This is a genomic window from Streptomyces sp. NPDC086554 (assembly GCF_040686095.1).
Lineage (GTDB): Bacteria > Actinomycetota > Actinomycetes > Streptomycetales > Streptomycetaceae > Streptomyces.
Window position 1 is genome coordinate 112,231 of sequence record NZ_JBFBJK010000003.1, and the last position, 14,653, is coordinate 126,883.

Sequence of the window (14,653 nt, forward strand, 5' to 3'; positions counted from 1 at the left end):
GCCGGCAGGTCCCCGACTCTCAGCCCGCGGGCGGCAGTTCGCCCGACCCGCGCGTGATCAGCCGGGTGGGCAGCTCGATGCGCTCCGGAGCGTCGGACGCGCCGTCCAGCTGCCGGAACAGGCGCTCCGCCGCGGTCCTGCCCAGCTGCGCCGCGTCCTGGGCGACGACGGTCACGCCCGGCTGCAGCAGATCCGCGAGCTCGATGTCGTCGAAGCCGACGAGCGCCACCGGGCGGGAGAGCCCGGCGAGGACACGGACGACCGTCACCGTCACACGGTTGTTGCCCGCGAAGATCGCCGTCACGGGCTCCGGGCCGCCCAGCATCGCCTCCGTGGCCCGTCCGACGCGCTCCGGATCCGTCGCGCCGAGAGACACCCACTCCTCGTCGACCGGGATGCCCGCGTCCTCCATCGCGGCGCGATAGCCCCGCAGGCGCTCTATGGCCGTGTGGATCCTCGGCTGGTCACCGATGAAGCCGATGCGGCGGTGACCGTGGGCGATGAGATGGGCGACGCCGTCCCGCGCGCCGCCGAAGCTGTCGGAGAGCACGACATCGGCGTCGATCTTCCCGGCGGGACGGTCGACGAAGACGGTGGCGACACCGGCGGCGATCTCCGGCTCCAGGTAGCGGTGGTCGTCACCGGCCGGGATGACGACGAGCCCGTCGACCCGGCGCGCGCACAGCGCGAGCACCAACTCCTGCTCCCGGTCCGGGTCCTCGGCGCTCGAACCGTTGATCAGGAGCGCGCCGTGGGCGCGGGCGACCTCCTCCACGGCGCGGCTGAGCGGGCCGTAGAAGGGGTCGGCGAGATCTTCGAGGACGAGGCCGATGCTGGCGGTGCGGCCCTTGCGCAGGACCCGCGCACTGTCGTTGCGGCGAAAGCCGAGGGCCTCGATGGCTTCCTGGACACGGCGTTCGGTGTCCGGGGTGACACCCGGTTCGCCGTTCACGACACGGGAGACCGTCTTGAGGCCGACTCCTGCGCGCGCGGCGACGTCCTTCATCGTCGGACGGGAGCCGTATCGGTTCTCGGGGCGGCGAGCGGTCTCGGCCACGGTGCGCTGTCCTGTCGTCGGCGTAAATGATGTGGCGTCGAGCATAGAACCTGGACAACGTTGTCAGATGCAAGAGAGACTGTCCATCGCACTCTCCGGCCTGCCCTTTCACCAGGAGATCTGACACTGATGCACACGGACCTCGTCGTCGCACTCGACATCGGCGGCACCAAGATCGCCGGCGCCCTGGTGGACGAGCATGGCCGGATCCTGCTGCGCGCCCAGCGGCCGACGCCGGCGCGCGAGGACGGCGACACCGTGATGCGGGCGGTCGAAGAGGTCGTCGCGGAGCTCAGAATCTCCCCGCTGTGGGGCCGCGCCCGCGCCGTGGGCATCGGCAGCGCGGGCCCCGTGGACGCGTCGGCGGGCACGGTCAGTCCCGTCAACGTCCCCGGCTGGCGCGGCTATCCCCTGGTCGAGCGGGTACGGGCGGCGACCGCGGGGCTGCCCGTCGAACTCGTCGGCGACGGCGTCGCGATGACGGCGGCCGAGCACTGGCAGGGCGCGGCCCGCGGCCACGACAACGCCCTGTGCATGGTGGTCTCCACCGGCGTCGGCGGCGGCCTCATCCTCGGCGGCGCACTGCACCCCGGCCCCACCGGCAACGCGGGCCACATCGGCCACATCAGCGTGGACCTCGACGGCGACCCCTGCCCCTGCGGTGGGCGCGGCTGCGTCGAACGCATAGCGAGCGGCCCGAACATCGCGCGCCGCGCCCTGGACGGCGGCTGGCTTCCGGGCCCGGACGGCGACACCTCCGCCGCCGCGGTCGCCGTCGCCGCCCGCGCAGGCGACCCGGTGGCCCTCGCCTCCTTCGCCCACGCGGCCAGGGCACTGGCCGCCGGGATCGCCGCGACGGCGACGCTCGTCGAGATCGACATCGCCGTCATCGGCGGCGGCGTGGCGCAGGCGGGCGACGTCCTTTTCACCCCGCTGCGTCGCGCCCTGCGCGACTACGCCACGCTCTCCTTCGTACGCGAACTCACCGTGGCTCCCGCGCTGATGAGCACGGACGCGGGCCTGGTGGGCGCGGCGGCGGCCGCGCTCGGCGGCAAGCGGCTGAGCGTGGCGCCGACGCAGCCCACGGTCCTCGAGAGCCGGACGGGCTGAGGCGCTGACGGTTTCAGCCCGGGCCGGAGATACATCCAGCCCATCCGGCGCTTGAGGATGAACTCGGCGAAGCCGGTGACAGACGGCAACCGAGTGGCGCCAAGGCTCAGCAGCCCAGCACAGGCTCCGCCCAGTCCGCGTGATCCGAGTCGGTCCCGTCACCGCCGTCGGTGACGACGAGCCGTACCGTCTGCGCACCGCTCACGTCGGCCGAAAGGCCCTGCGCGGGATGGGCGTTGGTCAGCACGCCCGTCGACGCCGCCTTCTTGCCGTCGGCCCAGATCTCGAAGACGACCGAACCCTTGAGGCCCTTCTCGTCGTCGACGCCCACCTTGGCCGTGACCTTCTCGCAGGCCCCGCCGGTGTAGTACTCGATGCTGCTCGACGCGTGGGCGCCGAGCCCCTTGGCGTACACCACCCCGTTGACGGTCATCGGATTGCCGTCGCCGGCCGCGGTCTCGCCGTTGCTCATGTCCCTTTCGACCGGGCCCCAGCCGTTGACCGTGGAGAGCCACGGCAGGTCGCTCATCGCCGAACTGCCCGCGGGCGGGGCCACGACGACATGCGCCGTCAGCGGCAGCGAGCTCTGGGCGCGGGCGCCGGAGGGGGAGCGATAGGCCGTCTTGACGGTCAGGTCGTACGCACCCGGGGACGCGCCCTGAGGCGCGGTCACCGACCACGACGTACTGAGGGACTTGCCGGTGCTCAGGGAGCTCGCGGTGGACGGTGACGTCGCCCTGATCTGCCAGCCGGACGGTCCGCTGATGGTGGCCGACACCTTCTGCGCGGGTGTGCGGCCGAGGTTGGTGACCTTCGACGTCAGCTCGGTCGGCTTGCCGGCCTCCATGAACGGGGCGCCGCCCAGGCCGAGTTCGACGGCAGGTGGCTGCTGCGCCCACTTGCCGTCCGCCGACACACGGAAGAGCACGGTGCCGTGCGCGGGGACGGTCGCCGAGATCGCGCCCGCCGTGTTGTAGCTCTTGTGCTGCCACAGGTCGCGCAGCGTGTAGCCGTCCGCGTCCGGGAGGCCGACGGCCTTCGCCGATGTGGCGATCGACTGGGTGCTGCCCGTCTCGTTGAAGAGTGCGACGGCCCGGCTGCCGTCCTTCATCTCCTTGGCGACGACCCAACGGCCGCCCTCGGAGGAGAGCACCTCGCCCTGCTTGCCCAGCGGATCCTGGTCGACGGCGATGACTTCCTTGTTGCCGATGATCTCGAAGGTCTCGGGCGTGGCCTTGCGCAGGTCCGAGCCGATGAGCAGCGGCGCGGCCATGACGGACCACATCGAGAAGTGCGTGCGGTACTCGGTGTCCGACATCCCGCCGTTGCCGACCTCCAGCATGTCCGGGTCGTTCCAGTTCCCAGGACCCGCGTACTTCGCGAGCGGCAGGTTCTGCTTCATGATCGACAGCATCGAGCTCCAGTTGTCGCTGATGTCGCCGGTGGTGCGCCACAGATGGCCTACGTCGGAGGCCCACTCCCAGGGCTTGTTCTCACCCCATTCGCAGATGCTGTAGACGATGGGGCGGCCGGTGGCCTTCAGCGCGTCGCGCATCGCGATGTAGCGCTTCTTGGCGTCGACGCCCTGGTTGTTGCAGTTGTCGTACTTGAGGTAGTCGACGCCCCAGTCGGCGAACTGCCGTGCGTCGCTGACCTCATGGCCGAGGGATCCGGGGAAGCCCGCTTCGTTGCAGGTCTTGGTGCCGGCGCTGGTGTAGATGCCGAGCTTCAGCCCCTTGGCGTGCACATAGTCGGCAACTGCCTTGATTCCATGGGGGAATCGCTTGGGATCGGGGACCAACTTGCCGTTCGCGTCCCGTTCGGGCAGCGCCCAGCAGTCGTCGAGATTGACGTACTGATAGCCGGCGTCCTTGAGGCCCTTCTCGACGAAGATGTCCGCGATTCCCTTGACCATCGACTCGTCGAACTCGGCCCTGCAGTGGGTGGAGTTCCAGTTGTTGAAGCCCATGGGCGGGGTGAGGGCGAGATCGTCGGGGAGCTTCGACTCGGCACCGGTCGAGGAGACGGGGGCGGGGACGGGGGCGGGGACGGGGGCGGCTCCGCCCCGGGCGTCCATTGCCTGTGCCGCGGCCGGTGCCGAGAGGCCGCCGCCGCACAGCAGCGCGGCGGCGAGCGACCCGACGACTCTTCGGCGGATGGTGCGGGGGGTGCGGGGAGTGAGGTGACGCATCGTTACATTCCTCCGTACTCGCAGGAGTTGGGGGCTGCATGTACGTGTCAGAGGTGCGCGCTTACGGTAGAGCGTGTTGGACTCTGTTGGAAGGGGAGTGGTAACGGTTCGGACAGTCGAACGCCGAAACCCTTGACTGTGGTGGCACTTGGGAGTGGTATCCCAACCCTCGCGTTCGGTTGTGTTCGGTTGCACCCCGAGGAGGGGGACATGGCACAGTCATCGTTCAGTGATCCTGCTGCGCGTCGAAGCATGTCAGGACATCGGATGTCCCGGCGGAATCTGCTACGGGGTGCCGCCGTCGGCACCGGAGCGGTCACCCTTCCGGCCCTGCTCACGGCCTGCGGCGACGGCCCCGGCGGCAACAAGGACGAAGTCACGATGGGCTCCAACTCCTCGGACGCGGTGCCCAAGAAGGCGTTCGCCGCCGCCTTCGACGCGTACGAGAAGAAGTCGGGGAAGACCGTCAAGGTCAACACGACAGAGCACAACGAGTTCCAGCAGAACATCACGCGCTATCTGCAGGGATCACCCGACGACGTCTTCATGTGGTTCGCCGGTTACCGCATGCAGTACTTCGCGGAGAAGGGCCTGCTGATCGACGTGAGCGATGTGTGGAAGGGATTCAGCGGCTTCTCGGACGCGCTGAAGGCTCAGTCGACGCACGACGGCAAGCAGTACTTCGTGCCGTACTACTACTACCCATGGGCCGTCTTCCACCGGAAGAGCCTCTTCGAGAAGCAGGGCTACGAACAGGCCAAGACCTGGGACGACTTCATCGCCCTCGCCAAGAAGATGAGCAAGGACGGAATCCCGGTCTCCTTCTGTGACAAGGACGGCTGGCCCGCGATGGGCACCTTCGACTACATCAACATGCGCCTCAACGGATACGAGTTCCACAAGAACCTGATGGCCGGCGAGGAAGCCTGGACGGACACCAAGGTCAAGAAGGTCTTCGACCTCTGGCGCGAACTCATGCCGTACTACCAGAAGGGCGCGCTCGGCCGGACCTGGGAAGAGGCCGGACAAGGCCTTCAGCAGCGCAAGACGGGCATGGCCGTCTTCGGAATGCCGCACCCCGGCCAGCAGTTCCCGGCGAAGGAACGCGACGACATCGACTTCTTCGCCTTCCCCGAGATCGACCCGGCGTACGGGCAGGACGCCGTGGAGGCGCCCATCGACGGATTCCTGGTCGCGAAGAAGTCGAAGAACGTCGACGGCGCCAAGGAACTCCTGAAGTGGCTCGGGACGCCGAAGGCCGAGGACATCTATCTGGCCGGTGACCCCAACAACATCGCGGTCAACGACGGGGCCGACACCAGTAAGTACAGCGCGCTGCAGAAGAAGTCGGCCGAACTCGTCGCCGGCGCCCAGCAGATATCGCAGTTCCTCGACCGGGACACCCGGCCCGACTTCGCACAGACCGTCATGATCAAGGCCCTCCAGGACTTCATCGACGATCCGAACGACGTCGACGGACTCGTCAAGAGCATCGAGCGGCAGAAGAAGGACATCTTCTCGTCGGACGTCAGCTGAGTAGTGGGGATCGCGTTCCGTGCCGCAGAACATCGCGCGGCGCGCCGGACGGCGGGGCCCACGGCGCTTCTCACGCCGTGACATCGCCGTCCTCAGCGTGCTGCTGGGAATTCCCGTCCTCATCGACATCGTCATCATCTGGGGCCCGACCCTGGCCTCCATCGGCCTGTCCTTCACCGCTTGGGACGGCATAGGCGACATCCAGTGGGTCGGCGGAAAGAACTACGAGAACCTGGTCGACAACTATCCCGCCTTCTGGCCGGCGGTCCGCCACAACCTGCTGTGGATTGCCTTCCTCGGCTTCGTGGCAACGCCGTTCGGCCTGCTCCTCGCGGTCGTCATCGACCGAGGAGTTCGCTTCAGCCGCTTCTACCAGTCCGTGTTCTACATGCCGGTGGTGCTCTCGCTCGCCGTGGTCGGATTCATGGCCCAGCTGATCCTCGGCACCGACCAGGGCGTGGTCAACACCGTTCTCAACGACCGCAACGACCCGATCGACTGGCTCGGAAACTCCGACATCAACATCTGGATGATGATGCTCGCCGCGAGCTGGCGGCACACGGGCTACGTGATGATCCTCTATCTGGCAGGCCTGAAATCCGTCGATCCCGCCTTGAAGGAGGCGGCGCAGATCGACGGCGCCAACGCCCGCCAGACGTTCTTCCGCGTCGTCTTCCCGACCCTGCGCCCCGTGAATGTCATCGTCGGCGTCATCACGGTCATCGAGGCATTGCGCGCGTTCGACATCGTGTACGCGGTGAACAAGGGCCGCAATGGCCTGGAACTGCTCTCCGTACTCATCACCGACAACATCATCGGCGAGGCCAGCCGCATCGGATTCGGCTCGGCCATCGCGGTCGTCCTGCTGACCGTCTCCCTGGGATTCATCGTGACGTTCCTGGTCCAAGAGCTGCGAGGTGCGCGCGACCGATGACCGCCGACATCCACACCACGGCTCCCGCCGCCGTTCCGGCACCACCCTCCCGGAAACCCCCCGGTCGCGGGCGACGCCCGGGCCGGTTCGGCGTGCACATCTTCCTCGCGGCCGTCTCCCTGGCGTTCCTTGCCCCGCTCCTCCTTGCGGTCTACGCCTCCCTGCGCCCGTACGAGGAGACGGCTCAGAACGGCTACTTCTCGTTCCCCGATCGCCTCTCCTTCGACTACTACCGCCAGGCCTACAGCGATTCCGGCATGGGCAAGTACTTCACCAACACCTTGCTCATCGCGGTGCCGGCGGTCATCATCACGCTGTTCCTCGCTGCGTTCGTCGCCTTCGCCGTGTCCCGGCTGCGCATTCGCGGCGGAATGCTCCTGCTGATGTTCTTCACCGCGGGCAACCTGCTGCCTCCGCAGGTCCTGGTAACCCCGCTGTACGTGCTGTTCCTGAAGATTCCGCTGCCCTGGTGGATGTCCGATTCCCTCACCCTGTACGACTCGTACTGGGCGATCATCATCGTCAACATCGGCTTCCAGGTGGGCTTCTGCGTCTTCGTCCTCTCGAATTTCATGCGGACGCTGCCGCAGGAGATCCTGGAGGCGGCGATCGTGGACGGCGCGGGCGTATGGACCCAGTTCTGGCGCATCACGCTGCCGCTGTGCCGCCCCGCGCTCGCGGCCCTCGGAACGCTCGAATTCACCTGGATCTACAACGACTTCCTCTGGGCCCTGATCTTCATTTCCGACCCCGACAAACTCCCGATCACGTCATCGCTGAACAACCTGAGGGGCCAGTTCTTCACGGACTACAACTTGCTGGCCGCAGGATCGGTCCTGGTGGCCCTGCCCACGGTCCTCGTCTTCCTGCTGCTGCAACGGCACTTCATCGCGGGGCTGACGCTGGGGTCGAGCAAGGGGTGAGGGAGACCGGCCTCCGAAAGACCCCGAGGCCAACGAAGATCATCGGGGGTGCAGAATGACCCGTATGCCTATAACGAGCACCCCGAAGACGGCGACGGTCGACGACGCTCAGCTGGTGAGCCGGACCCTGGCCCGTGCCTTCGGCGACGACCCTATGATGCGCTGGTTCTTCCCTGAAGATGCCTCTCACGAGGCGGGACTTGGCCGGTACTTCACCACGCTGTTCACCCGGCAGTACGCGCTGCACGGCGTGTGCGAGCGCACCGATGCGGCGGCCGCCTTCTGGGTGGCGCCGGAGGGGCAGGAGAAGGCCGTTCCCGACGCGGAGACCGTCCAGGAGCTCCAGGACATCCTGGGCGACCGGGCAGGGCTGTTCCGTGACGCGGTCCAGGCGGCCGCCGAGCACGGGCCGAAGGAGGCTCACTGGTACCTGGCGGTGATCGGCGCCGACCCGGCAGCGCGGGGCCAGGGGCACGGGGCGGCGCTGCTGCGCTCCGGGCTTGCCCGGGCCGACGCGGCAGGTCTGCCCGTCTACCTGGAGTCCTCCAAGCCCGCCAACATCCCCGTCTACGAACACTTCGGCTTCACCGTCCGTGAGGAGGCGCAACTGCCGGGCGGTGGACCGGTGTTGTGGTCCATGCGGCGCGAGCCCCGCCCCGGCGCGGGCGCCTGACGGACACCGGGCTCATGCCTCGGCCGCGATAGCTGCGTCAGCGGATTCGGGCGGCGATGGTCTGGGCGCACACCAGCGACTCGGTGTGCGTCGTGTCCACCTCCAGGTCGTACGTCACACCCTTGTGTACGGCGTCCGCTTGCAGCGCGGCCATGCCCTGGGCCCGGTCGCCACGCGCGATCTCGCGGCCCGCGGCGACCCCGCTCTCGCAGCGCACGCCGACCCACAGCACGTCCAGCTCGCCCAGGGCCTTCTGCCAGCGCTCCTGTGAGGAGACTCCGCCGAGAAAGACGTCGTCGACGATGATCCTGGCGCCGGCACGGGCCATCGCCACGATGCCCTCCGTCCAGGCCGCCTCCAGCTCGCGGAAGTCCGCCCCGACGCTCACCCCGCCGTCCGCCGCGATCTCGATCCCCTCGTCCGACGCCTGCATCCTCGCGGGCATCGCGTCGACGAAGGAATCGACTCCGAACGCCAGCCACGGATCCGGAAGAACGGCCTGCAGGCACCGCACGATCCCGGACTTCCCCGAGCTTGACCCGCCATTGACAATGATCATCTGAGTCGCCACGCCGCCAGGGTAGGAGTTCTCCCGCGCCGTACGAAACGGATTTCCGTGGATGCCCGTTGAGGGCCGCTGCTATAGCCCTCGGCCAGTAGGCCTACCCCGCCGCGTCCAGCGCCGCCCGCAGGGTAGGCGCAGGAGACAGCATGGCCGTGAGCCCGGCGATGCTGAAGATGCGAAGCGTCAGGGCGTGGGTGCAGACCACGGACAGGTGGCCGCCTCTGGTCGTCGTACGGCGGTGTGCGCGGACCAGCAGGGAGATGCCGGAGCAGTCGAAGAAGGTGATCTGGCGCAGGTCGATGATCACGGTCCGGGCGGGGCCCGCGGTGATGGGGTCGATCAGCGGGTTCACCCGCGGGTAGGTCAACAGGTCGATGTCGCCGTGGAGTTCGACCACGACCGCGCCATTGAGTCCGTACACGCGAGGCGGTGGGTCGGAATCCTCGAAGGCGAATTCGTCCAGTGCGTCGAGCTGCATGGGTCCCCCCAGTGCCGAGGACGACCGGACCCTTGCGGGGGAACCGGGCCGTGTCGGAAGAGCCGGAATCAAGAGGTCACCAGGGGCTGGGGCGCCTGGCGGATCACGCTAGCGGTGGACGGCGCACCCTGGAGTGCGGGAACGATTCATGCAGTCCCACTGCCACCCAATAGGGTGAAATGCAAGTGAACCGCTTGACACTCCCGGTCGGCTTTCGGCCTGGGTATTGGCCGCCTCATCAGGGCCTGGTTTCCGTGGCAGGGTGTTGCGGGCAAGCCACAGGGGGCCAACAGAAGAGGGGGAACCGTGATCGTCTGGATCAACGGCGCGTTCGGTGCGGGCAAGACCAGCGCCGCACGGGAACTGATCGAGCTGATCCCGAACAGCACACTCTTCGACCCCGAGGTCATCGGCGGCGGACTGCCCGATCTGCTGCCGCCCAAGCACCTCGCCGAGGTGAGCGACTTCCAGGATCTGCCGATCTGGCGGAGGCTCGTCGTGGACACCGCCGCGGCGTTGCTCGCCGAGGTCGGCGGGGTACTCGTGGTGCCGATGACCCTGCTGCGCCAGGACTACCGCGACGAGATCTTCGGCGGGCTCGCCTCGCGCAGGATCGCCGTACGGCATGTCGTCCTGGCCCCGGACGAAACGATCCTGCGGGAGCGGATAACCAAGCGAATAGCCGAGCGGACAACCAGCAGGCCCGTACCGGCGGACCTGCCCGACGGCGAGCTGCGGGTGCGGCAGGGGGCGTTCGACCACATCGGGCCCTACCGTGCGGCCCTCGCGGGCTGGCTCGGCGTGGATGCCCTGTGCGTCGACACCAGCGCGCTCACTCCCTACGAGACCGCCGAGCGCGTCGCCGACGCCGTACGCACGGGTGCCGCGTCCGTCTGCGACATCGTGCAGACCCCGGAGCCCACCGCGGAGACTCTCGCCGCCGGAGTGCTGCTCTTCGACGAGCACGACCGGGTGCTGCTCGTCGACCCGACGTACAAGGCCGGTTGGGAGTTCCCCGGCGGCGTCGTCGAACCGGGCGAGGCTCCCGCGCGCGCGGGTGTGCGCGAGGTCGCGGAGGAGACGGGCATCCACCTCGCCGAAGCCCCCCGGCTCCTCGTCGTCGACTGGGAGCCGCCCCTGCCGCCCGGCTATGGAGGGATGCGCTTCCTCTTCGACGGCGGGCACCTCGACGGCGATGAGGCGCGGCGGATGCTGCTGCCGGGACCGGAGCTGCGCGACTGCCGGTTCGTCACCGAGGAGGAAGCGGCCCGGCTGCTGCCTCCCGTGCGCTACGAACGGCTGCGCTGGGCGCTGCGGGCGCGCGAGCGCGGGATCCCGCTGTACCTGGAGGCGAGCGTTCCGGTCGGTCGGTAGGAAGTTCCGGCGGTTCGGGGCCGGAGAGCGCCTAGGGTCCGCTCAGGCGGCGGAGCGTGCGCGGTGCCGGCGTACCGCGTCGCGGTTGGCGCACCGCTGGGAGCAGTAGCGCTGCCGACCGGTGCGGGAGGTGTCGGCGAAGATCGTGGTGCACTCCGTCACGTCGCACCGCCGCAGCCGGTGCATGCCGCGCCCCGCCAGGTGCAGCGCCGTGCCCACGGAGATCAGCGAGAACAGCACGGAGCCGATCGGCTTCCGGTCGTCGCGGTAGTGCAGGTGCCAGCCCGTGTCCGCGTGGTCGGTCAGGCGCGGGTAGGCGGCGGCCTCCGCCAGCATTCGGTTGACCAGCTCGGCGCGCTCGTTCTCGTCGGAGGCGTCGACGACCTTCTCCCACGCCTCCAGTGCGGCCAGGGTCCGGTCCAGGTCCCGCGGCGTGACCGGGCGCTCCAGCGTCAGCCCGGCGGCACGGCAGCGGTCCGCGAGGTCCTCGGGACTTGCCGGGCGGCGGTTGGCCAGGTCCGCGGCCAGGTTCACGGCATCCTCGCCGTAAGGGTTGAGGTGCATAAGACCATTACACCACCGTGGACGGCATGAGTCAGCACACGGGACACCATCACCCTGCGACCTCCCCCAGAGAGCACACCGCCGTACGACAGGCGGTCGATGACGACATCGCGGAGCTCGTACGTCTGCGGGCGTCGCTCTTCGACGACCTGGGCGGCGACTTCTTCAACCCCGCGTCGGCGGGCGACGATTGGCGGGTCGCCCTGGTCGCCGTACTGAAGGAGAAGCTGGCATCGGACGACACGCGGATCCTCGTCGTGGACGGCGACGGCGACGGCGGCAGTGACAGCGGCGGCGGGCTCGCCGCCTGTGGCATCGGGACCGTCGACCAGTGGTTCCCCGGGCCGCACTCGCGCAACGGCCGGGTCGGCCATGTGATCGGCGTGGTCACCGACCCGGCGCACCGGCGGCGCGGCCACAGCCGCGCGATCATGCGGGAGTTGCTCGGCTGGTTCCGGGAGCGGGACGTCTCCCGCGTGGACCTGTCCGCGTCGGCTGAGGGGGAGCCGCTCTATCGCGAACTCGGCTTCGTCAACCACCCCGACCCGTCGCTGTACTGGCGCCCATGACCACCGATCAGCAAGTGCCCGTTCGCAGCGCGTGGCGGTACCGGTGGACCATCCTCGGCATCGCCACCTTCACCCAGGCCGCCGCCGGCTTCTTCGTACAGGGCATCGGGGCGATGGGCATCCACCTGCAGCGTGAACTGAGCCTGAGTACGGCCCAGTTGGGGCTGCTGCTCTCGGCGGCCCAACTGGTGCCGCTGGTCGGGTTGTTGGTGGCCGGAGAGCTGCTTGACCGCGTCAGCGAGCGATGGGTCGTCGGGGCCGGCGCCTGTGTCGTCGGCGTGGGCCTGCTGCTCGGCAGCGCGGCGCCCGGATACGTACCCCTCCTCTGTGTCCTGCTCGTCGTCGGCGCGGGATACAGCACGATTCAGCCCGGCGGGAGCAAGTCGGTCGCGGCCTGGTTCGACGCGTCCCGGCGGGGGACGGCGATGGGCATCCGCCAGGCCGGACTGCCGCTGGGCGCCGCCCTCGCATCGGCCGTACTGCCCCTCGTCGCCGAGGACTTCGGCTGGCGGGCGACACTCGTGGCCGGTGGTCTTATCGCGCTCCTTGGGGCCGCCGTGTTCATGGGGTTCTACCGCCGGCCGCCCACCGATGGGGCTCAGCGGCAGGACGACAGCGGCCCGCACGCCTCGCTCAGGGAGCAGCTCGACGCTCGGCTCGGGATGCTCCGCGAACCGGCCATGGTGAAGATCATGCTGTCCGGGACCAGCCTGATCACGGTGCAGTACGCCGTCGGGGTCCTGACCGTGCTGCACCTCCACAGGACGACAGGGTTGGCGGCGGGCACGGCGGCCCTCGTCCTCGTGGTGGCCCAGGGCGTCGGCGTCGCCGGTCGTGTCTGCCTGGCGGCCTGGAGCGACCGCAGCGGCTCCGGGCGCTACGCCTCCGTCATGATCTGCATGATCGCCGTCATCGCGGGGACGGTCGCGCTCATGACGCCCGCGGGGAGGTCACCCGCGGTGGCGTGCGCCGTCTTCGTCTGGCTCGGGTTCTTCGGCTACGGCTGGTACGGCCCGTGGGTCGCCTACGTCGCTGAATCGGCGCCGCCGGGCAAGACGGGATTCGCCCTTGGCCTTGCCATGTCCGTCAACCAGATCGCCATCGTCCTTGCGCCGCCGGCCATCGGCCTGCTGATCGACCTCACGGGCAGCTTCACACCGGCGTGGGGCGTTCTCGCCGCGATGACCGCCGTGGCCCTGACGGTCACGGCTCACAGCTCACGGTGAACGCCCACGCGCCGGTGCCCGAGTCAGCTCGCCGCGTACTTCTGAAGGAACAGTGCCTCGGCGACCGAGAGCCGCTCCAACTCCTCGGGCGACACGCTCTCGTTGACCGCGTGGATCTGCGCCTCGGGCTCGCTGAGACCGATCAGCAGGATCTCCGCCTGCGGGTAGAGCGCGGCGAGGGTGTTGCACAGCGGGATCGATCCGCCCTGCCCCGCGTACTGCATCTCCTCGCCCGGGTACGCCTCGCCCATCGCCTCCGCCATCGCCGCGTACGCCGGACTCGTGGTGTCCGCGCGGAACGCCTGGCCCTGCCCGATCTGCTCGGTGGTCACCTGCGCGCCCCACGGCGTGTGCGCCTCCACGTGCGCCTGCAGCAGCTTGGTGGCCTCTGCCGCGTCCACGCCCGGCGGCACCCGCAGGCTGATCAGCGCCCGCGCGCCCGCCTGCACGGACGGTGTCGCGCCGACCACCGGCGGGCAGTCGATGCCGAGCACCGTGACGGCCGGGCGGGCCCAGATGCGGTCGGCGACCGTGCCCGCGCCGATCAGCTCGACACCGTCGAGGACCTTGGCGTCCTTGCGGAAGGCGTCCTCTTCGTACTGAAGACCGTCCCACACCTCGTCACCGGTGAGCCCGTCGACCGTCGTCGAACCGTCATCGGCGCGCAGCGAGTCGAGCACCCGCACCAGCGCCGCGAGCGCGTCCGGGGCCGCGCCGCCGAACTGCCCCGAGTGCAGATTGCCCCCCAGGGTGTCGACGCGGACGCGTACGAGGGTCATGCCGCGCAGGGTCGCGGTGACCGTCGGCAGACCTACCCGGAAGTTGCCGGCGTCACCGATGACGATCGTGTCGGCCGTGAGCAGGTCCGGGTGCTGCTCGGCGTACCGCTCGAGACCGCCCGTGCCCATCTCCTCCGAACCCTCCGCGATCACCTTCACGGTCACCGGGACGCCGCCGTTCGCCTTCAGGGCGCGCAGCGCGAGCAGGTGCATGATGACGCCGCCCTTGCAGTCGGCGCTGCCGCGCCCGTACCAGCGTCCCTCGCGCTCCGTCAGCTCGAACGGCGGGGTCGTCCACGCAGCCTCGTCGAGCGGGGGCTGCACGTCGTAGTGCGCGTAGAGCAGGACGGTGGGCGCGCCCTCGGGTCCTGGCAGCACGCCGTACACGGACTGGGTGCCGTCGGGAGTGTCGAGCAGCGCCACGTCCTGGAAACCCTCGGCGCGCAGCGCGTCCGCCACCCAGTTCGCTGCGGCCTCGCTCTCGCTCCTGGGGAACTGGTCGAAGTCCGCCACCGACTTGAAGGCCACCAGTTCAGTGAGCTCCGCCTTCGCCTTCGGCATGAGTGAGGCGACGGTCTCGGCGATCGGATTCGGCGACATGGGCACGCTCCTCGTAGGTGCGACGTTGTACGTATGTGGGTGCTGTGATCCTCCCACAGGAGGGGGTCAGGGGT

The 14,653-nt window shown here is 69.1% G+C and carries 14 protein-coding genes; 8 read left to right on the top strand and 6 right to left on the bottom strand.

The genetic code is table 11. The features are described from left to right. Positions 1 to 19 precede the first annotated feature (19 nt). A complete protein-coding gene (locus AB0O76_RS05510; RefSeq protein ID WP_365485772.1) occupies positions 20 to 1,057 on the bottom strand; it encodes a LacI family DNA-binding transcriptional regulator in 1,038 nt (345 codons plus the stop codon). Positions 1,058 to 1,186: 129 nt separating this feature from the next. On the opposite strand from AB0O76_RS05510, the gene AB0O76_RS05515 reads away from it, so the two are divergent. After that, a complete protein-coding gene (locus tag AB0O76_RS05515; protein ID WP_365485774.1) occupies positions 1,187 to 2,167 on the top strand; it encodes an ROK family protein in 981 nt (326 codons plus the stop codon). Between the two features lie 106 nt (positions 2,168 to 2,273). On the opposite strand, the gene AB0O76_RS05520 is transcribed toward AB0O76_RS05515, so the two are convergent. Beyond that, a complete protein-coding gene (locus tag AB0O76_RS05520; RefSeq protein ID WP_365485776.1) occupies positions 2,274 to 4,358 on the bottom strand; it encodes an NPCBM/NEW2 domain-containing protein in 2,085 nt (694 codons plus the stop codon). A 267-nt stretch (positions 4,359 to 4,625) separates the two neighbouring features. Between AB0O76_RS05520 and AB0O76_RS05525 the strand changes: the two genes are divergently transcribed. From AB0O76_RS05525 to AB0O76_RS05540, 4 genes are read left to right on the top strand one after another with little or no spacing between them, the layout of a single operon-like run. Further along, positions 4,626 to 5,894, top strand: a complete 1,269-nt coding sequence (locus AB0O76_RS05525; protein WP_365485778.1) for an ABC transporter substrate-binding protein — start codon at positions 4,626 to 4,628, stop codon at positions 5,892 to 5,894. A gap of 19 nt (positions 5,895 to 5,913) precedes the next feature. Next, positions 5,914 to 6,828, top strand: coding sequence for a sugar ABC transporter permease (locus tag AB0O76_RS05530; protein ID WP_365485780.1), 915 nt, complete (start codon positions 5,914 to 5,916; stop codon positions 6,826 to 6,828). Continuing rightward, positions 6,825 to 7,751, top strand: coding sequence for a carbohydrate ABC transporter permease (locus tag AB0O76_RS05535; RefSeq protein WP_365485782.1), 927 nt, complete (start codon positions 6,825 to 6,827; stop codon positions 7,749 to 7,751). The genes AB0O76_RS05530 and AB0O76_RS05535 overlap by 4 nt, the downstream gene beginning before the upstream one ends. A gap of 55 nt (positions 7,752 to 7,806) precedes the next feature. Then, the gene (locus AB0O76_RS05540) at positions 7,807 to 8,424 is read left to right on the top strand and encodes a GNAT family N-acetyltransferase (protein ID WP_365485784.1); all 618 of its coding nucleotides are present in this window, start codon (positions 7,807 to 7,809) and stop codon (positions 8,422 to 8,424) included. A 37-nt stretch (positions 8,425 to 8,461) separates the two neighbouring features. On the opposite strand, the gene cpt is transcribed toward AB0O76_RS05540, so the two are convergent. After that, a complete protein-coding gene (gene cpt, locus AB0O76_RS05545; RefSeq protein WP_365485786.1) occupies positions 8,462 to 8,995 on the bottom strand; it encodes a chloramphenicol phosphotransferase CPT in 534 nt (177 codons plus the stop codon). Positions 8,996 to 9,086: 91 nt separating this feature from the next. Next, the gene (locus AB0O76_RS05550) at positions 9,087 to 9,467 is read right to left on the bottom strand and encodes an STAS domain-containing protein (RefSeq protein ID WP_365485788.1); all 381 of its coding nucleotides are present in this window, start codon (positions 9,465 to 9,467) and stop codon (positions 9,087 to 9,089) included. A gap of 306 nt (positions 9,468 to 9,773) precedes the next feature. Between AB0O76_RS05550 and AB0O76_RS05555 the strand changes: the two genes are divergently transcribed. Beyond that, on the top strand, positions 9,774 to 10,841 hold the full coding sequence (locus AB0O76_RS05555) for an NUDIX domain-containing protein (RefSeq protein WP_365485790.1): 1,068 nt from the start codon (positions 9,774 to 9,776) through the stop codon (positions 10,839 to 10,841). Between the two features lie 42 nt (positions 10,842 to 10,883). Here the strand turns inward: AB0O76_RS05555 and AB0O76_RS05560 are convergent, their stop codons facing one another. Continuing rightward, positions 10,884 to 11,405 carry a CGNR zinc finger domain-containing protein gene (locus tag AB0O76_RS05560; protein WP_365485792.1) on the bottom strand — a complete coding sequence of 174 codons (522 nt, stop codon included), beginning with the start codon at positions 11,403 to 11,405 and terminating at the stop codon, positions 10,884 to 10,886. 26 nt (positions 11,406 to 11,431) lie between these two features. On the opposite strand from AB0O76_RS05560, the gene AB0O76_RS05565 reads away from it, so the two are divergent. Together AB0O76_RS05565 and AB0O76_RS05570 are read left to right on the top strand one after the other, a co-directional pair. Beyond that, positions 11,432 to 11,974, top strand: a complete 543-nt coding sequence (locus tag AB0O76_RS05565; protein ID WP_365485794.1) for a GNAT family N-acetyltransferase — start codon at positions 11,432 to 11,434, stop codon at positions 11,972 to 11,974. Next, complete coding sequence (locus tag AB0O76_RS05570) at positions 11,971 to 13,200, top strand: MFS transporter (protein ID WP_365485796.1); 1,230 nt, start codon at positions 11,971 to 11,973, stop codon at positions 13,198 to 13,200. Before AB0O76_RS05565 ends, AB0O76_RS05570 begins: the two co-directional genes overlap by 4 nt. Positions 13,201 to 13,223: 23 nt before the next feature. Here the strand turns inward: AB0O76_RS05570 and AB0O76_RS05575 are convergent, their stop codons facing one another. Next, positions 13,224 to 14,579 carry a dipeptidase gene (locus AB0O76_RS05575; protein WP_365485798.1) on the bottom strand — a complete coding sequence of 452 codons (1,356 nt, stop codon included), beginning with the start codon at positions 14,577 to 14,579 and terminating at the stop codon, positions 13,224 to 13,226. Positions 14,580 to 14,653 lie beyond the last annotated feature (74 nt).